This window comes from Rhodococcus sp. IC4_135 (assembly GCF_011602025.1).
Lineage (GTDB): Bacteria > Actinomycetota > Actinomycetes > Mycobacteriales > Mycobacteriaceae > Rhodococcus_F > Rhodococcus_F baikonurensis.
This window is the reverse complement of record NZ_JAAOLG010000001.1, coordinates 495,614-513,330: the sequence shown is the minus strand read 5'-3', so window position 1 is coordinate 513,330 and position 17,717 is coordinate 495,614. Positions and strand designations below refer to the sequence as shown.

General features: G+C 63.1%; 17 protein-coding genes. 7 read left to right on the top strand and 10 right to left on the bottom strand.

Features of this window, described 5'->3' with window-relative positions:
- Nucleotides 1-30: 30 nt before the first annotated feature.
- The 5 genes from pstA to G8767_RS02530 all read right to left on the bottom strand — a co-directional run bounded on the left by pstA (nt 31) and on the right by G8767_RS02530 (nt 5,062).
- Entirely contained in the window at nt 31-939 is a 909-nt protein-coding gene (gene pstA / locus G8767_RS02550) for a phosphate ABC transporter permease PstA (protein WP_003940100.1), read from the bottom strand.
- Between the two features lie 3 nt (nt 940-942).
- Nucleotides 943-2,034: a phosphate ABC transporter permease subunit PstC gene (gene pstC, locus G8767_RS02545; RefSeq protein WP_007733846.1), complete on the bottom strand. Its 1,092-nt coding sequence runs from the start codon at nt 2,032-2,034 to the stop codon at nt 943-945.
- Nucleotides 2,035-2,096: 62 nt separating this feature from the next.
- Nucleotides 2,097-3,215, bottom strand: coding sequence for a phosphate ABC transporter substrate-binding protein PstS (pstS, locus tag G8767_RS02540; protein ID WP_095968875.1), 1,119 nt, complete (start codon nt 3,213-3,215; stop codon nt 2,097-2,099).
- A gap of 193 nt (nt 3,216-3,408) precedes the next feature.
- Nucleotides 3,409-4,308 (bottom strand): mycothiol synthase, encoded by a 900-nt coding sequence (gene mshD / locus G8767_RS02535; protein WP_166809243.1) that lies wholly within the window; start codon nt 4,306-4,308, stop codon nt 3,409-3,411.
- Nucleotide 4,309: 1 nt separating this feature from the next.
- Nucleotides 4,310-5,062 (bottom strand): response regulator transcription factor, encoded by a 753-nt coding sequence (locus tag G8767_RS02530; RefSeq protein WP_003939728.1) that lies wholly within the window; start codon nt 5,060-5,062, stop codon nt 4,310-4,312.
- 141 nt (nt 5,063-5,203) lie between these two features.
- On the opposite strand from G8767_RS02530, the gene G8767_RS02525 reads away from it, so the two are divergent.
- The 7 genes from G8767_RS02525 to G8767_RS02495 all read left to right on the top strand — a co-directional run bounded on the left by G8767_RS02525 (nt 5,204) and on the right by G8767_RS02495 (nt 10,453).
- Nucleotides 5,204-5,983, top strand: coding sequence for an LmeA family phospholipid-binding protein (locus G8767_RS02525; protein ID WP_166809242.1), 780 nt, complete (start codon nt 5,204-5,206; stop codon nt 5,981-5,983).
- A complete protein-coding gene (locus G8767_RS02520) occupies nt 5,980-6,456 on the top strand; it encodes a thioredoxin family protein (protein WP_166809241.1) in 477 nt (158 codons plus the stop codon). Before G8767_RS02525 ends, G8767_RS02520 begins: the two co-directional genes overlap by 4 nt.
- A 228-nt stretch (nt 6,457-6,684) precedes the next feature.
- The gene (locus tag G8767_RS02515) at nt 6,685-7,155 is read left to right on the top strand and encodes a DUF4395 domain-containing protein (protein WP_124567684.1); all 471 of its coding nucleotides are present in this window, start codon (nt 6,685-6,687) and stop codon (nt 7,153-7,155) included.
- A gap of 74 nt (nt 7,156-7,229) precedes the next feature.
- On the top strand, nt 7,230-8,063 hold the full coding sequence (locus G8767_RS02510) for a sulfurtransferase (RefSeq protein ID WP_003939859.1): 834 nt from the start codon (nt 7,230-7,232) through the stop codon (nt 8,061-8,063).
- 2 nt (nt 8,064-8,065) lie between these two features.
- The gene (locus tag G8767_RS02505; protein ID WP_095968677.1) at nt 8,066-8,371 is read left to right on the top strand and encodes a DUF1416 domain-containing protein; all 306 of its coding nucleotides are present in this window, start codon (nt 8,066-8,068) and stop codon (nt 8,369-8,371) included.
- Nucleotides 8,372-8,629: 258 nt separating this feature from the next.
- Nucleotides 8,630-9,268 carry an FABP family protein gene (locus G8767_RS02500; protein ID WP_037128815.1) on the top strand — a complete coding sequence of 213 codons (639 nt, stop codon included), beginning with the start codon at nt 8,630-8,632 and terminating at the stop codon, nt 9,266-9,268.
- 144 nt (nt 9,269-9,412) lie between these two features.
- The gene (locus G8767_RS02495) at nt 9,413-10,453 is read left to right on the top strand and encodes a type IV toxin-antitoxin system AbiEi family antitoxin domain-containing protein (protein WP_166809240.1); all 1,041 of its coding nucleotides are present in this window, start codon (nt 9,413-9,415) and stop codon (nt 10,451-10,453) included.
- Between the two features lie 233 nt (nt 10,454-10,686).
- Here the strand turns inward: G8767_RS02495 and cydC are convergent, their stop codons facing one another.
- From cydC to G8767_RS02470, 5 genes are all read right to left on the bottom strand, one after another.
- Nucleotides 10,687-12,375 carry a thiol reductant ABC exporter subunit CydC gene (cydC, locus tag G8767_RS02490; protein ID WP_166809239.1) on the bottom strand — a complete coding sequence of 563 codons (1,689 nt, stop codon included), beginning with the start codon at nt 12,373-12,375 and terminating at the stop codon, nt 10,687-10,689.
- Nucleotides 12,365-14,053 (bottom strand): thiol reductant ABC exporter subunit CydD, encoded by a 1,689-nt coding sequence (gene cydD, locus G8767_RS02485; RefSeq protein ID WP_166809238.1) that lies wholly within the window; start codon nt 14,051-14,053, stop codon nt 12,365-12,367. The genes cydC and cydD overlap by 11 nt, the downstream gene beginning before the upstream one ends.
- Before the next feature lie 58 nt (nt 14,054-14,111).
- On the bottom strand, nt 14,112-15,155 hold the full coding sequence (cydB, locus tag G8767_RS02480) for a cytochrome d ubiquinol oxidase subunit II (RefSeq protein ID WP_003939727.1): 1,044 nt from the start codon (nt 15,153-15,155) through the stop codon (nt 14,112-14,114).
- Between the two features lie 9 nt (nt 15,156-15,164).
- Nucleotides 15,165-16,664, bottom strand: coding sequence for a cytochrome ubiquinol oxidase subunit I (locus G8767_RS02475; protein ID WP_166809237.1), 1,500 nt, complete (start codon nt 16,662-16,664; stop codon nt 15,165-15,167).
- 154 nt (nt 16,665-16,818) lie between these two features.
- Nucleotides 16,819-17,682, bottom strand: a complete 864-nt coding sequence (locus tag G8767_RS02470; protein ID WP_124567689.1) for an aminodeoxychorismate lyase — start codon at nt 17,680-17,682, stop codon at nt 16,819-16,821.
- Nucleotides 17,683-17,717 lie beyond the last annotated feature (35 nt).

Genomic DNA, 17,717 nt, shown 5'->3' with positions numbered 1-17,717 from the left:
TGTTGAGTACGAACATGTTCCGAGGCCGCATCACTTGCTTCTCACCTGCGAGAAGTGACCGATCAGCTTCGCGACGATGTTGAGGATCGCGATCAGCAGGATCAAGGTCAGTGCTGCGCCCCAGATGCGGTTGGTGCCGGCGTCGGTGGGGTTGTTCATCTCGGCGACCATGACGGAAGGCAGAGTGCCCATCTCGCCGTTGAACAGGTCGAAGTTGATGAACGGTGCGTAGCCGACAAGGATCAGCAGCGGCGCGGTCTCACCGAGCACGCGGGCCAGGGCCAGCATGACACCGGTGATGATGCCGGGAAGTGCCGTCGGCAGAACGATTTTCGAGATGGTCTTCCACTTCGGCACACCGAGCGCGTACGACGCCTCTCGCAAGTCCATCGGGACGATGCGCAGCATTTCCTCGGTGGAGCGAATGACGACCGGGACCATCAGGAGGACCAGAGCCAGAGATACAGCGAACGCGGACTTGGGGAAGCCGAAGGTCGCGATCCACAGTGCGTAGATGAACAGCGCGGCCACGATCGACGGAACACCGCTGAGGATGTCCACCATGAACGTGGTGAGCTTGCCCAGCTTCGACTTCCGGTCGGCGTACTCCACCAGGTAGATCGCGACGAAGATGCCGAGCGGGATGGAGAAGACCGCACACACGATGCCTTGCAGCAAGGTGCCGATCAATGCGTGATAGATACCGCCGCCGTCGGCCGATGCCGTCAATCCGCTCAGCGAATTGGTGAACCACGTCGGCGACGTCAGAGCGGGCAGGCCCTTGGCGATGACCGTGAAGAGCACCCAGACCAACGGGATGAGCGCGATGACGACTGCCAGGCTCACCAGGATGGTCGCGATGACGTCCTTGGCACGACGACGGGCGCCGACGCCTTGGAAAGTGGGGGCCTTGACCGGCCGGTCCAGAGTGGAGGTCATGGGTCAGTCCTTCTTTCCGGCGATCACTGCGCGGGCAGCCGCGTTGACGACGAAGGTCAGCACGAACAACACCAGTCCGGCCGCGATGTACGCGCCTGCCTGGATGTCGTTGTTGAACTCCGCGTAGCCGAGGGCGATCTTGGAGGCGATGGTCGAGCCGCCGTCGAACAGCGACCAGCCGAAGGCCTGAGAGGTGGTGCGCAGGATCAGGTACAGGGCCATCGTCTCGCCGAGTGCGCGTCCGAGACCGAGCATCGATCCGCTGATGTAGCCGGACTTACCGAACGGGATGACCGTGGTGCGCACAACTTCCCAGCGCGTGGCGCCGAGGGCGAGTGCGGCTTCGATCTGTGATCGCGGGGTCTGGATGAACACCTCGCGGGTCACAGCGGTGATGACCGGAAGGATCATCACGGCAAGGACGATGCCTGCGGTGAAGATGGTGCCGCCGCCGGTGATCGATCCGCTGCCGTCGGCGAAGAGCGGGAACCAGCCGAGAGTGTCGTTGAGCCACACCGCGACCGGGGTGATCGCCGGGGCGAAGACGAGCAGTCCCCACAGGCCGTAGACGATGGACGGCACGGCCGCGAGAAGGTCGATCGTGTACGACAGTGGCCGCGTGAGCCACTTGGGAGAGTACGAAGTCAGGAAGATCGCGATGCCCAGTGCGATCGGCATCGCGAGCACCAGGGCGAACAGCGAGACCAACACCGTGACCTGGAAGAGATCGAGGACACCGAACGCCATCGCGTTGATGTTCTGCGTCACCCATTCACGGCTGGTCAGAAAGTTGACCTGGTTCCGGCTCAAGGCAGGAACAGCACGCCAGATCAGGAACGCGCCGATCGCCGCGATGACAACCGTGATGAAGATTGCCGAACCGGATGCAAGCGAGCTGAAGATGCGGTCACCCGGACGGGTCACCGTCTTGCTGTTGCCGCTGCCCGGACCGTCACCCTTCGGAGGATGCTCGGTTTCTGGAGCCTTGGTGGAAGTAATCGTGTCCTCCGTGGTGCCGTTCGGACCGCCCACCCCGGCCCCGCTGGTTGCGGGGCCGGGAGAACGAGATGTCGAGGTGATGGGCGCGTCACTCATGCGCGCTCACTTCCTTCACGTCTGAATGTAGATCCATGAGCTTGTCCGCACGAGTCTCTAGGTCAGCTGATTGCCGTGATGGACGCGTTGAGGCGATCCTGGACGTTGGCCGGCAGCGGAACGTAACCCTGCTCGGCCAGGTTGGCCTGACCCTCGTTGGCCGCGCTCGTCAGGAACGACTTCACTGCTGCGGAGGTGTCCGCGTCGTAGCCCTTGGAGCAGACGATCGAGTACGTCGCGAGAACCAGCGGGTACGCGCCGGATTCGTTGGTCTTGAAGATCGACGCGAGGTCGAGCGTCAGGTCGCCGGTCGCGTCGGACTTGAACTTCGCGCCTGCGATCGACTTGGCGGCCGAGTCGTTGGTCAGTGCGACTGCTTCGGAGCCGGTGTTGATCTCGGCAACCGAGAGCTTGTTCTGATCGGCGAACGACTTCTCGACGTAGGTGATCGAACCCGGTGCAGTAGCAACTGCCTGTGCAACGCCCGCCGAACCCTTGGCGCCCTCACCGACGCCACCGGTGAAGTCGGACCCTGCGCCCGACGTCCAAGCACCGTTCGATGCCGCGTCGAGGTACTTCTGGAAGTTGTCGGTGGTGCCCGAGGAATCGGAGCGGATCACGGTGGTGATCTTCTCGTCGGGAAGCGAAGCACCGGAGTTGAGCGCGGCGATTGCCGGATCGTTCCACTTGGTGATGCCACCGTTGAAGATCTTCGCGAGAACCTCTGCGTTGAGCACGAGCTTGTCGACGCCGTCGAGGTTGTATGCAACCGCGATCGGGCCGAAGACGAGGGGAAGGTTCCAGGCTTCGCCGCCGACGCAACGCTCCTTGGCCTTGTCGGCCTGCTCGTCCTTGATGGCCGAGTCGGAGCCGGCGAAGTCGATCTGGCCGGCGATGAACTGGGTGCGACCGTCGCCCGAACCGCTGGGGTTGTAAGCGACGTTGACCGTCTTGCCCTTTTCCTGGCATACGGAGATGTAGGTGGCGACGAACTGGTCCATGGCGTTCTTCTGTGCCGAGGAACCAGCGGCAGAGAGGTTGCTCTTGCCTTCGCACGTTGCGTTCGATGCGGACGCGTCCACACCCGTCGACGACGAGTTGTTGTCGCTGCCACATGCGGCCAAGGTCATGGCGCCCACGGCCACTACACCGAGCAGGGCACCACTGCGCTTGAGATTCACCAAGATCCTCCGGAAATCGCTACCGCCACGCCCACGTTCGGGCGGCGACATGAGACGCAGAATGATTGAAATCTGCATCAGGCAACACGGCGCTGCCCACAGAGAAAAGTAGGCGGGCGCGGTGTCCGGTTGGACCACACATGGTTAACGGAGAATGAACAGACTGGACATTTCTGCGTGTTCGACTGTGACGTCAGAGCGCGCGAGCGTAAGCCATGTCCACATGGAACCGATCGAAGCCGAGTCGCTCGTACGTGTGAAGGGCTGCGGTGTTGTCGCCTTCGACGTACAGAAGGACGGTTCCGAGGCCGCGATCACGCAGGTAATGCATGCCCGCAAGAGTCAGCACTCGGCCGAGACCGCGTCCCTGTGCAGCAGGATCGATCCCCACGACGTACACCTCCCCCAGCTCCGGATCGTCACCTTCGGGTGCGTGCACCTTCGTCCAGTGAAAGCCGAGAAGGGTATCGGGATCGGTGTCCGCGAACGCCAGGAACAGACCGGCGGGATCGAACCAACCTTCGGCCGTTCTCTCGTCGATCTCCGCCTGGGTCCAGCCACCCTGCTCGGGATGCCAGGAGAAGGCCGCGTTGTTGACGCGAAGGATCTCGGAATCGTCTTCGGGCCCACGATACGTCCGCATCGTTATGCCTTCGGGCACAACGATTTCCGGAAGTTGCGGAGCATCGAGCGGTCGACGCAGCTGGAGGAGTTCACGAACGCTCACCAGATCGAGACTCTTGACGAATTCCACTGCGGCGTCGATGTTTCCGTGCGCCCACACTCGCGTGCCCGGACGCCCCTCGTCGAATACCGCTGCGGCAAGCCTGGTTCCGATACCGCGGCGCCGGGCCTGCGGGTCGACCACCAACTCGGCCATGTCGGGATGCTCGTCCGAACCGGCTTGCAGCTGTGCATAACCGACGACCGTATCGCCGTCGAGTTCGAGAAGGTGCCGTGCTGCGCCGCGCCCGGCAACGGCATGGCGCCCCTGCTCCGACACCGGTGCCTTGCCGTCGAAGTCGGTCGCGCGATCGAGCAGCGCGGTAACCTGCTCAGCGGATCCGGCCGCCAGCGAATCGCTCCAACCCATCTCAGACCACCGATCCGTCGGCCGCGTCGTAGTCGACGTCTTCGTCGTCCTCGAACTGAACGGGAGCAGCTGCGCCACCCTTGGCCCTGGTCGGCCGCACTGCCTTGTATCCGACATTTCGGACTGTACCGATCAAGGACTCGTATTCGGTGCCGAGTTTCGCCCGCAGACGACGCACATGGACGTCGACCGTCCTGGTGCCACCGAAGAAGTCGTAGCCCCACACCTCCTGCAGCAGCTGCGCACGAGTGAAAACCCGGCCGGCGTGCTGCGCGAGGTACTTGAGCAGCTCGAATTCCTTGTAAGTCAAATCAAGGGGCCGTCCACGCAATCGTGCCGTGTACGTCCCCTCGTCGATAACCAGTTCGCCCAGCGTGATCTTTCCCGACGCTTCCGGACTGGCCACACCGCCGCTGCGGGCGACCAACAACCGCAATCGGGCGTCCACCTCAGCCGGACCGGTACCCGGAAGCAGGATGTCGTCCAGCCCCCAGTCGGCGTTGACGGCAACGAGTCCGCCTTCGGTGAGGACGGCGACCACAGGTACTGCGGATCCTGTGCTTCCGAGCAATCGACACAACCCGCGTGCGGCAGCTAGATCAGTGCGCGCATCCACCAATGCCACGTCCGCGGAACTTGCCTCGAGTAGCGAGGAAACCTCTGTGGGGGCAGGCCGAACCGAGTGCGCCAGCAACGCCAACGCCGGTAGTACAGCTTCCGGGTTGGGGTCGGAGGTGAGGAGGAGCAGTTCCACACGGCCTCCTATCTAGTAGCCCGCGCAACCCGCGAGGGCAACGCTCGAGTAGTTCGACGCTTTTGGTCGGTCACTACATTAGCGTGCCTGGTACCGGGGCCGTCGCATCGAACCCCGACCGGAGTCGGTCACAATGGTGCGGTGCGCAAACTGATCATCGGCATCGTCTTCCTCCTCGGCCTCGGACTGGTGGCCGATTTCGGCGCGGCCGCGTACGCCGAGTACCGGGTTTCCCGCGAGCTCCGAACCGGCGCATCACTCGAGGCGGACCCGGAGGTCACCTTCAACGGGTTCCCCTTCCTCACCCAAGCTCTCGGCGGGAAATACAAGGACGTCTACGTCAGAGCTACCGGCGTCCAGAGCGACGTGGTCGGCGAAGTGACCGTCGAGGCAGATCTGCGCGGGGTCACCGTTCCCTTCTCCGACATAGTGAACGGCAACGTCACCCAGCTCCCCGTCGACAAACTCGACGGCCGGATGGGAATCAACGCCACCGACCTCGGAAAGCTGCTCAACATCCCTGACCTGCAGGTATCTTCACCTCCGGCCAACAAGTCGGATGGCACCGGCGGTAGCGGTGGAACAGGTGCGAGCACCGCGGGCGCTGTCGTGCTGACCGGAACGGTTGCCGTCGGCCCGATCGAGTCTGCAGTGAGCGTGCAGGCCAACCTGGTTCTGGAAGGTGGGCAGGTCAAGATCGTCGCCAGCAACCTGTACTTCGGTCCGGAGGGCAAAGCCGATTTCTCGATCCCCGCAGCACTCGAACCCGTCGTCCTCGGATTGTTCAGCTACACGATCGATCCACAGGCACTCCCCTACGGAATCCAGCCGAGCCTGGTCTACGCGGAAGGCGGAAGAATCGTGATCGAAGGCAGCGCCGAGAACACGACGATCGACCTCGCAGAGCTGCAGAACCGATGACCGGGATCACAATTCTGCTGGTCGCGCTTGTCGCCGTCGTCGCTGTCGGGCTCTTTCTCAAGTCGCGCAACGGAAAGGTCCGAGTCACCTCGCCGACCGCGACCGGCACCGCTGACAGTCGCCTCGAACTGCTCCGCGCGGCTGGAGTCGTGTCGGCGAACGGTGGGCCCGTCGTACTGCATTTCTCCGCCGACTGGTGCGGACCGTGCGCGGCAGTACGCCGCGTCGTCGGTCAGGTCGTGGTGTCGATGGCCGACGCTCCCCGTCCGCCGGTCGAGATCGAACTCGACATCGACAAGGAACCGGCTCTCGCACGCGAAATGAGCGTCCTGTCGCTACCCACCACCTTCATCCTCGACGGTGGCCTCGAGGAACAGTTCCGGGTGTCCGGAGTGCCGTCCGCAGGCGATCTGAAAGCTGCGCTCGTACCACTATCCGGACCCCACGAGCCAAAATCCGAGAATTCGGGGTAAACTCGCCGACGTGCAAACCCGCCACGAGCTGATGCTCACCCGACGCCGCGCAGTAGACCTGTGCCGCCTCGGGGGCTGTTGCTGTACCTGTTGCTGATCACCACATCCGTCAGAACTCTCTGACCTTCGAGCTTTCGCTCTCGTGATCAATCCACCGAGTGGGACTTTTGCGTCCCGTTTTCTCGGTCCACGCACAGCATCATGCAACCCAGCGCAGGAGCACTCCCGATGTCCACAACCACACCCCAACTCGAGCAGGTCGACGTCCGCGGACCTCGATTCGCCGCGTGGGTCACCACCGGCGTTCTCGTACTCACGCTCATCCTCTCGACCTTCTCACTGCCGGCTGCCACTGTGCTTCTCGCACTGCAGGCCATCGTCTTCGCGGTCGGGGCCGTACTCGGCCCCAAGCGCAGCCCGTACGGCCAGATCTTCGGCAAGCTCGTCGCCCCGCGAATCTCGCCGGTCAGCGAACGAGAACCCGTAGCGCCACTTCGCTTCGCTCAGTTCGTCGGCTTCGTCTTCGCATTGGCAGGCACGGTCGGTTTCCTGGCCGGGTCGACGATCGTCGGCACCGTTGCCACGGGCTTCGCCCTGTTCGCGGCCCTGCTCAACGCCGCGTTCGGCATCTGCCTCGGCTGCCAGATCTACCCACTGGTCGCCAGGCTGCGAAATACCGGCCGCGCTACCACCGCGTGAAAGCGCTTGCCACACAACCCCACTGAACCCCTGCTGGATATCGACCGATGCAAGACCACATCGAAAGGAACACCATGGCTCGCTCCGACGTCCTAGTCTCCGCTGACTGGGCTGAGCAGAACCTCAACACCCCCAAGACCGTTTTTGTCGAGGTGGACGAGGACACCAGCGCATACGACGGCGGCCACATCGAGGGTGCAGTCAAGCTCGACTGGCGCAAGGACCTCCAGGACGGCGTCCGACGTGACTTCCTGAACCAGGAGCAGTTCTCGGACCTGCTCTCCGCCAAGGGCATTGCGAACGACGACACCGTTGTTCTCTACGGTGGCAACAACAACTGGTTCGCCGCATACGCGTACTGGTACTTCAAGCTGTACGGCCACCAGGACATCAAGCTGATCGACGGCGGCCGCAAGAAGTGGGAACTCGACGGACGCCCGCTCTCCAAGGACGCAGTCAACCGCGAAGCCACGCAGTACAAGGCCGAGACCCCCGACTTCTCGATCCGCGCATTCCGCGACGAGGTCATCGACGCCATCGGCAGCAAGAACCTCGTCGACGTTCGTAGCCCTGACGAGTTCTCCGGCAAGATCCTCGCTCCCGCGCACCTTCCGCAGGAGCAGGCGCAGCAGCGCGGCCACGTCCCCGGAGCCATCAACATCCCGTGGAGCACCACCGCCAACGAGGACGGCACGTTCAAGTCGGACGACGACCTCGCCAAGCTGTACGCGGAGAAGGGCTTCGACGACACCAAGGAAACGATCGCCTACTGCCGCATCGGCGAGCGCTCGAGCCACACCTGGTTCGTGCTGCAGGAGATCCTCGGCAAGAACAACGTCAAGAACTACGACGGCAGCTGGGTCGAATACGGCTCACTCGTCGGCGCACCGATCGAATTGGGAGCCTGATCATGTGTGGAGCACCTACCCAGGGCCAGACCCTGCCTGCCGGCGTCGACGTCGAGAAGGAAACGGTCATCACCGGCCGTGTTCTCGCAGCTGACGGCCAGCCCATCGGCGGCGCATTCGTGCGCCTGCTCGACGGCTCCGGAGAGTTCACGGCCGAGGTCGTGGCATCGGGAACCGGCGATTTCCGCTTCTTCGCCGCCCCGGGCGAGTGGACCGTGCGTGCACTGTCCAGCTCGGGCAACGGCACCTCCACCGTCACTCCCGAAGGCTCGGGCGTGCACAACGTGGACGTGACCGTCAGCAAGTAATTCCTGCATTTTCAGGCGGCCCCGCACCCCTTCGGTGCGGGGCCTTCTGCATTCCGGCTCCCGATTTTTCCGGTCGGTCGCCGCGGTCTAAGATGTACCCGTGGTCATTTTCTTCGAGGTACTCCTCGCACTCGCATCCGTCATGATCGCTTGGTTCTCCGTGTACGTCGTGTACCGCTTGGTCACCGACGAGTCGTGAGTCAGGCTCCGGATTCAGGGTCCGACGCGACCGCTGACGATTCCGCCGCTGCAGGTGCCGTGAGGCGCGGCAGCGGGGACGAAGCTGTCGCCATCGCCGTCGAGCGCTCCAAGTCGACGGCGTCACTCAACATCCCGACCCTGCCGGACCTTCCGTTGCCAGAGGACACCGCAAACCTGCGCCTCGGCCCGGACATCAATCCCGAACTCCTCGCACTGCTCCCCCTCGTCGGCGTCTGGCGCGGCGAAGGTGAAGGGCACGACGAGACCGGCGACTACGCCTTCGGTCAGCAGATCGTCATCTCTCACGACGGCGGCCCCTATCTCAATTGGGAGTCCCGGTCCTGGCGCCTCGACGCCGAGGGCAAGTACGTGAGCCCCGATCTGCGCGAGAGCGGTTACTGGCGCATGGGCGGCGACGGCATTCCCGGCAGCGTCAATCAGGAAGTCGTCGAACTCCTGCTCAGCCACAGCTCCGGCGTCGTCGAAATGTACTACGGCCGTGCGCTCACCCAGGCGTCGTGGGAACTTGCCACCGACGTGGTGATCCGCAGCCAGTCCGGTGCACTGTACGGCGGCGCGAAGCGCCTGTACGGCATCGTCGAAGGCGGCGACCTCGCGTACGTCGAAGAGCGCATCATGTCTGACGGTGGCCTGGAGCCGCGCCTCTCGGCGCGGCTGACCCGCTACATCGGCTAGATCTGCTGTGCGCCTTTATTAACCCCCGGCGGTTAATAAAGGCGCACAGCAGATCCATCCACAGCCACCGACAAATTCCACAGGTGGGCTCTGGAGCGGCATCTTCGACCGATTCCTGTCGGACCGGGATCTCACGGTATTCGCATGAACTGCGACTACATCGATCCTGATCTCCGAAGAATTCTCGACTTCCAACACGGACTCGCGACCAATAAACAGCTGCGCCCTTTCGGCTATTCGCCGCGGCGAATCCAGCATCTGGTCGAATCGGGTCAATGGACTTCCGTCCTCCACGGCGTTCAATCCAGCACCAACGGCCCACTCAACCGAGCAATGATTCTCGAGGCCGCACTGCTGTTCGGCGGCGGAGAGACTTATCTGAGTCACCGGACTGCAGCTGAAGAGTGGGGACTCACGCACATCGAGTCCGATCTGCCGGTCCACATCACGGTCCGATACGGCAGATCCTCGCGCTGCCAGAGTCCGACGGTCAGACCCGAACGCTCCCCGGCGCGCCCCGTTCCGTTGGGGTGGTCCACTGCCCATCCCGGAGTGATCGTTCATCGTTCACGCGCTCAGGCCCACATCGGCGTTGCCACTCAACCTGCTCGTACTTCGCTGGCTGACACCGCAATTGACCTGGCGGTTGCAGAGCCGTCGGCTCGCGACGCCGCTCGTTCTCTGGTCCGCTCCGCCACGGCCTGCAAGGTGTCGCGGATGGAACTACGCACCCGAATGGAGTACCGCCGGCCGAGGCGATATGTCAAAGCGCTGTCCTCGACATTGGACCTCCTGGATCGCGGCGTCCAGTCGGTACTCGAGCATCGCTACGCAATCGAAGTCGAGCGAGCACACGGTCTGCCGGAAGCACGACGGCAATCGCCGGTCCTCGTCGATGGGAGAACTCTCTACGAGGACGTCGACTACCGCAATTGCGGTGTCGCGCTGATCGTTCGACTCGACGGATTCGCCTTCCACTCATCTCGGGCGACTGCGCTGCGGGATCGTCGGCGAGGAAACGCATCCGAACTGTCAGGCAATGCCACGCTGGTCTTCGGTTGGGAAGAAGTGGAAGGAGCCTCGTGCCGAACTGCAGCCGAGGTCAGAGCGATCCTCGAGCGCGGTGGATGGTGGGGACCCAATCCTTGTCCACGCTGTGCGCCTTTATTAACCGCCGGGGGTTAATAAAGGCGCACAGCACGAAGCGACCCCCGAGCCACACCCGCGCTTTCGCACGGGTCCCGGTCGGACTGATCGGGGGCTCGGGGGTCGGGTGGCTGCCTGGGATTCGCCGGCCGCTCACGCGGTAAGTGAATTCCATCAGCGATTGCGGCTAGCTGGCAGCCACCTCACGCGTCCGTCTGTACTTCAATTTCAGACCACCTCCTTCCTTGTGTACAGGAGAAAGTACGCCCACTTCACGACGACGGCAACGTATTTTCCACAGAAACTTTCCCGACGCATATCACCTGGTCAGCTGCTGTGCCGTCCGGAAGTTGGTGGGTGACGACAACTACGGTTCGCGAAGAATCGACCAGCGTTGCTTCGCGACCGAGCAACTCGCGGAGCAACTGAGCGCCGGCCTCCGCGTCCATGTGCTCGGTCGGCTCGTCGAGCAGCAATACCTCCGCGGGCGAGACGATCGCGCGTGCCAACAGCAACCGACGACGCTCACCGCCCGAAACCGCTCGCATACCGCCGACCAGGTAAGTGTCGAGTCCGTCCGGCAGTTCCGACAGCCACTCTCCGAGACCAACGGCGGCAAGTGCCTTCTCCGCGTCCTCGGCGGTGAGGTCACCCCGCGCGACGCGCAGGTTCTCGAGTACCGACGTCTCGAAAAGGTGTGCGTCTTCGGCGAAGTATCCGACGTGCCGACGCAGTTCGGCCGGATCGATATCCGAAACATCCACTCCGCCGACGCGAACCGTTCCCGCGACGGGTGGTAGCAGTCCCGCCATCGTCATCAGCGCGGTGGTCTTTCCCGATCCGCTCTCACCGACCACGGCAACACGAGCACCGCGAGGAAGATCCACAGACAGCGGTTCGGTCACCTTCCCACCGGGCCAACCTGCCTGCAACGCGTGCACGCTGAGAGCCCCGTTCTCGGGCCACGCACGATCACCTTCGACGTGTTCCTCGGCTGCTCGATCGAGGACCGCCATGATGCGAGCCGACGCCAGTCGCGCCTTGGTCAATGCCACCGCCGCGCTGGGCAGGATCGCGGTTCCCTCGAATGCCGACAGAGGAAGCAGTACAAGGATTCCCATGGACATCGGTGACATGTCGGTGGTTCCGTACAGTGTGATTCCGATCAGCAACGCCCCGAGAACGCTCACACCGATTGCGAGAGGTGTCGCGGCGGCGGCAAAGGCACTCGGGACCGCCGCGCGATCGGTTGCGTCGACCACCTCGTTCTCGGCAGACACCGCCTCGCCCACGGCCTGATCCAAGCGACCTGATACCCGAAGCTCAGCGGAATGGTCGAGCGCCGTCACAGCGGACTCACTGAATCGCGCTGCGGCAGCTGAACTGTCGGCCTCGGCGAGTCGAGCTGCACGCGCCGAAAGCCAGGGTGCCGCGATCCCGGACACCGCCAGCGCAACAGCCAGAATGAGCGCAGCCGGGATCGAGATGAACAACAAGATGCCCACCGCAGCGAACGCGAGGACAACCGAAACAGCGATCGGGATCAGCGCTTTGACGACTACGTCGCCCAGCGCGTCCACATCGGCGCCGGTACGCGAGAGCAGGTCACCGCGTCGTAGTCCGGCGGCGGCCGCGGGATCTCCCGCTGCCAACTGCTGGTAGATCCTCGACCGCGCTGCAGTGGTGCCGCGCAACGCGACGTCGTGCGTCGTCAATCGCTCGAGGTAGCGGAAGACACCACGCGAGATTCCCAACGCGCGCACGGCAACCACCGCAACGCTGAGATCGAGAACGGGAGGCATCTCCCAAGCACGCGTGATCAACCACGCGGACAGCGCGGCCAAGGCGAGGGCACTGCCGAGTGTTGCCACACCGGCGGCCACCGCAGTCAGTACGCGTCGTGGTCGAAGTTCGAGTAGTTGCAGAGCACGCAGGAGCGGATCGTGAGTGTCACTTCTCATGGGCACGAACCTCGACGATCTGGTCAGCTGCGGCAAGCACACTCGGACGGTGGCCGATCACGACGACGGTGTCACCACGCTCCGCCCGTGCTCTCAGAGAAGCCAACACTGTCCCTTCCGAATCGGAGTCGAGGTGAGCGGTGGGCTCGTCCAGGATGAGAACAGCACGGTCGGAAGCGAGCACGCGTGTCAGCGCCAGACGTTGACGCTGCCCCAGCGACAGACCTTTGCCGCCGGCACCGATGACTGTCTCGACACCCGCAGGCAGCTCGGCCAGCACGGCCTCGAATCCCGTCGCAGCGGCGGCACGAGTCGACGCCTGTGCATCAACGACCCCGGTGAGATCGAGATTCTCGCGAACAGTGCCCGGTAGGAGGACCGGATGCTGGGGCAGCCAAGCCAATTGACTCCACCACGCGTTCTCGTCCAGCTCTCGAACATCGACGCCGGCAACCGTCACACGCCCACTGCTCGGTTCGATCAACCCGAGTAGCGCGTGCACTGCCGTCGACTTGCCGCAGCCGTTGGGCCCGGTGAGCACGGTGATCTTCCCTGGCGACGCCACGGCGGAAAGTTGAGACGGTGCGACTCCCCCACGAGAGGTCACGCCGAGTCCGTCGAAGACGATGTCGGCGCCGCGCGCGACCACCGTCGTCCAACCACCCTCCGGCGCAGCAGAATCCGCTTCGATCACCTCGAATGCCTTGTCGGCTGCTGCCATTCCGTCCTCGGCGGCATGGAACTGGGTTCCCACCATCCGAAGCGGCAGGTACACCTCGGGCGCGAGGATCAACGCGACGATCCCCGGCTCGAGCGACATGTCCCCGTACACCAGTCGCAAGCCGATGCTCACGGCCACCAACGCGACGCAGAGTGTAGCGAGCAGTTCCAGCACCATCGAGGACAGGAACGCGACGCGCAGAGCAGACATCGTCGTTCGCCGATGGGCGTCACCGAGTTCACGTACCCGCTCGGCAGGACCTTGCTGACGACCGAGCGCTCGCAGCGTCGGCAAACCGGCAAGTAGATCGAGCAGTTGTGAAGACAAGGTGGTCATCGCTGCCAGCGTCTTCTCCGATTTACCCTTTGTCAGCAAGCCGATCAGAATCATGAAGATCGGAATCAGCGGCAGCGTCACGAAAATGATGACCGCAGACGTCATGTCCTGCACCGCAATGACTATCAGGGTGATGGGCGTCAGTGTCACCGACAGGACCAGAGCCGGAAGGTATCCCGTCAGGTACGGACCGAGGCCGTCGACACCGCGGGTGACCACGGTCGCGATCTCGTCACGCCGAGGATCCAGATCGCGCGGGTTCATTGCCGTCGCCGACGTCAGTACGCCGTTCTTGATCTCGGCAACGACGCGAGTCGACGCCCGGTGTGCATACCTGGTCTGCAGCCAGGTCCCCAGAACTCGCACCGCCACAGCTGCGGCCAGAACAACCAATTCGGTTGTCCACGAAGAAACATCCACAGTTCGAGTGGTGATCACTCCGGCCAGCACCCGGCCGATCATGAGCGCCGCGACGATGACCATCACGACGTTCACCATCGACAGAGCGACCGTCAGGATCAGATAGCCGCGCGCAGAAGCGGAATGGCGCCACAGTCGCGGGTCGATCGGCCCCCGGCGACGCTCCCGAGTGGTGGGAGCGTCGCCTACTTCGATAGTCACGTGAATTCGACCGTCAGTTCTTTCGTCATTCGAATGTTCCGTGATTCAAGGTTGGTGACTACCACGTCTTCTCCTTGAATCGCAGACCGATCGACGCCGGAATCTGCTTGGAGGAGATGCGCTGTCGGAACACCCAGTACGTCCAACCCTGGTAGATGATCACCACCGGCGTCATGAATGCCGCGGCCCACGTCATCACCTTGAGCGTGTACGGACTCGACGACGCGTTCTCGATGGTCAGGCTGTACGCCGGATCGAGCGTCGACGGCATGACGTTCGGGAACAGCGAGGCGAACAGCAGCACGACGGTGGCGATGACGGCCACACAGGTGAGAACGAAAGCCCAGCCTTCACGCTCGGCCCGCGTCAGGAAGACGACGCCGATCAGTGCAGCAGCAGCTGCGGCTACCAGAATCCACGTCCATCCCTTGCCGTAGGCGAGCTGCGTCCACAGGACGAATCCGCCGGCGACGGGAATAGCCGGAATTGCGAGTCGTGCAGCAATTTTCACTGCGTCTTCACGAACCTCGTCGGCACTCTTGAGCGCCAGGAACACAGCGCCGTGGAGAGCGAACACCAGCGCGGTGGTCAGACCGCCGAGCAGTGCGTACGGGTTGAGCAGATCGAAAAATCCCGACTCGACCTGCTTGTCGGCGTTGATCGCCACGCCCCGAACGATGTTCGCGAAAGCCACGCCCCAGAGAACTGCCGGGACCCAGGAGCCGAAGATGATGCCCCAGTCGCAGCGCTGACGCCATTTGTCGTCGTCGATCTTGCTTCGCCATTCGATGGCACAGATACGAACGATCAAGGCCACCAGGATGATCAGCAACGGTAGATAGAACCCGGAGAACAACGTCGCGTACCACTCCGGGAATGCCGCGAACATCGCGCCACCGGCCGTGATCAGCCACACCTCGTTGCCGTCCCACACCGGGCCGATCGTGTTGAGCGCCACGCGTCGACGCGTATCGGCAGGGAGGTCGCTGCCTCTGCCGACGATCGGCATGAGCATTCCGACACCGAAGTCGAACCCTTCGAGGACGAAGTAACCGATGAACAGTACTGCGACGAGCACGAACCATACTTCTTGAAGTCCCATGATCGCCTCCTAGTACGCGAACGACAGTTGTTTGGGCTTGTCCGGATCTTCCGGCTCGTCATGATCTGTATCGCCCGGCGGATGCATGTCGTGCTCCAGCGGACCTTCCTTCGCGTACCGCACGATCAGCTTGAACCAGACCACACCCAGTGCTCCGTACAAGAGGGTGAAGGTGATCAGCGAGGCCCAGACGGTAGCCGACGCGTGGTCCGAAACACCTTGGTCGACAGTCAGTCTGATCATGTCGACGCCGGTCGGATTGGGATGCACCACCCAGGGCTGACGGCCCATCTCGGTGAAGATCCAGCCGGCGCTGTTCGCCATGAAGGGAGTGGGAATCGCGACGAGACTGAGGATTCCGAACCACTTCTGGTCCGGGACCCGTCCCTTGCGTGTGACCCACAGTCCCGCGAGGGCCAGCGCTGCCGAACCGGCTGCAAGGCCGATCATTGCGCGGAAGGACCAGTACGTGACAAAGAGATTCGGTCGGTAGTTGCCCGGTCCGAAGTCCTGCTCCGCCTGCTCCTGCAGCTGGTTGACACCTTGCAGTTCGACACCGGTGAACTTGCCTTCGGCCAACCACGGCAGAACGAACGGCACCTTGATTACGTGCGTCACGCTGTCACAGTTGTTGTGCGTACCGATGGTGAGAATCGAGAAGTCCGGATCCATCTCGGTGTCGCACAGCGATTCTGCCGACGCCATCTTCATCGGCTGCTGCTGGAACATGAGCTTGCCTTGGACGTCACCGGTGTAGATGATGCCGATTCCGGCCACGATCATGACGAGCAAGGCGAATCGTGTTGCCGGGCGGTACATCGTGCGCGCATCGGATTCGAGACGTTCGGCTTCGGTGGCCTCAGCTTGCTTGGCGCGGCGCATGTTCCGCACCATCCACCAACCACTGATGCCGGCAACAAACGTCGCCGCCGTCAGGAAGGCGCCCGCTACCGCGTGCGGGAAGGCAGCAAGAGCGGTGTTGTTGGTCAACAGCTCCCAGATGCTGGTGAGCTCGGCACGGCCCGTTTCGGGGTTGTACGTCGCACCGACCGGATGCTGCATGAACGAGTTGGCCGCGATGATGAAGAACGCCGACGCGTTGACGCCGATCGCCACGAGCCAAATACACGCCAGGTGTACAAGTTTGGGCAGCCTGCCCCAACCGAAGATCCACAGTCCGATGAAGACGGACTCCATGAAGAAGGCGACGAGGCCTTCCAACGCGAGCGGAGCTCCGAAGACGTCACCGACGAATCGCGAGTACTCGCTCCAGTTCATACCGAACTGGAACTCCTGCACGATGCCGGTGGCTACACCGAGGGCGAAGTTGATGAGGAAGAGCTTGCCGAAAAACTTGGTGAGCCGATACCAGTGGTCCTTTTTGGTGACCACCCACATCGTCTGCATGATCGCGATCATCGGCGCAAGTCCGATGGTCAGCGGAACAAGGATGAAGTGGTAGACGGTAGTGATACCGAACTGCCACCTGGAGACGTCCAAAGTATCCATTGGCTACTCCGAGAGTAGGGCCCTGGGACAGGCTTCGGGGTTCGAGACGCGGGCAGTCGCTCGGCCCCTGCGGACACGGTACTGCTGTCCGGTTTGGACCGCAGGACTTTGCTACTACCAAATGTAGTAGAGACCTGTCGCGATTCCTATTCGCCTATCGCCCTGCTGAATCCGAATCAATTGCACGTTCAACCAATTCCGCGAATTCCTCGGAGACCTTCGGCTCTGGCAATGCGAGCCCGTCGAGTGTATGGACGCGCGCGGCCAGCGTGACGCTCGAAACCATCCACACTCCGTCGGCCGCAATCAAATCCGCAGGTCGGAGGGTTTCGTATCGGCAATCGAAGCGAGCGCTGCCGGCAACGTCGAACAGGGCACGCTGCGTCGTACCCATCAAAATGCCCTGTGCGGGAGGCGGTGTGATCAAAGTCCTGTCCCGAACGATCACCACCGTCGAGCGTGGCCCCTCCAACACATTGCCCTCGGAACTGACGAAGATCACATCGTCGGCACCCAAATTCGCCGCATATCGGAGCGCTGCCATGTTGGTTGCGTAGGACAACGTCTTCGCGCCCAGCAGCTGCCAGGGCGCCCGGGCCGAGAGATCGACGGAGAAACCTCGCTCGAGCGTCATCACCGACAGCCCCGATTCCCGGACCTGCCTGACCCGATCGGCCACCGGGCCGACCATCACGAAGGCGGTCGGCTTGTCGCCGCTCTCACGGCCGCGGGTCAGAACGAGACGAAGAGCGCCTTCCTCCTCGGTCCCCCACTCCTCGGCAGCCATCTCGATCGCCAGACGCCAGTCGTCGAGAACGGGAGCGGGCAGGCCGAGTGCCCGCGCGCTCAGAACCAGTCGACTCAGGTGTCCCTCGACCACCCGGGCGCGGCCGTCGCGTACCAACAGCGTCTCGAAGACTCCGTCGCCGCGCACCACCGCCAGGTCGTCGGCGTGCAGAAACGGTGCGTCAGCATCGAGCACCTCATGGTCGAGAGTCACCAATACGCGATCAGGCATGCCATCAACCCTAACGATCCGCCAAGCCGCTGGGG

Bases quoted from the DNA above. Each gene is read 5' to 3' on its own strand.
- pstA (WP_003940100.1), bottom strand. From the start codon at position 939: ATGACCTCCACTCTGGACCGGCCGGTCAAGGCCCCCACTTTCCAAGGC.
- pstC (WP_007733846.1), bottom strand. From the start codon at position 2,034: ATGAGTGACGCGCCCATCACCTCGACATCTCGTTCTCCCGGCCCCGCA.
- mshD (WP_166809243.1), bottom strand. From the start codon at position 4,308: ATGGGTTGGAGCGATTCGCTGGCGGCCGGATCCGCTGAGCAGGTTACC.
- G8767_RS02520 (WP_166809241.1), top strand. From the start codon at position 5,980: ATGACCGGGATCACAATTCTGCTGGTCGCGCTTGTCGCCGTCGTCGCT.
- G8767_RS02515 (WP_124567684.1), top strand. From the start codon at position 6,685: ATGTCCACAACCACACCCCAACTCGAGCAGGTCGACGTCCGCGGACCT.
- G8767_RS02510 (WP_003939859.1), top strand. From the start codon at position 7,230: ATGGCTCGCTCCGACGTCCTAGTCTCCGCTGACTGGGCTGAGCAGAAC.
- G8767_RS02505 (WP_095968677.1), top strand. From the start codon at position 8,066: ATGTGTGGAGCACCTACCCAGGGCCAGACCCTGCCTGCCGGCGTCGAC.
- G8767_RS02495 (WP_166809240.1), top strand. From the start codon at position 9,413: ATGAACTGCGACTACATCGATCCTGATCTCCGAAGAATTCTCGACTTC.
- cydC (WP_166809239.1), bottom strand. From the start codon at position 12,375: ATGAGAAGTGACACTCACGATCCGCTCCTGCGTGCTCTGCAACTACTC.
- cydB (WP_003939727.1), bottom strand. From the start codon at position 15,155: ATGGGACTTCAAGAAGTATGGTTCGTGCTCGTCGCAGTACTGTTCATC.
- G8767_RS02475 (WP_166809237.1), bottom strand. From the start codon at position 16,664: ATGGATACTTTGGACGTCTCCAGGTGGCAGTTCGGTATCACTACCGTC.
- G8767_RS02470 (WP_124567689.1), bottom strand. From the start codon at position 17,682: ATGCCTGATCGCGTATTGGTGACTCTCGACCATGAGGTGCTCGATGCT.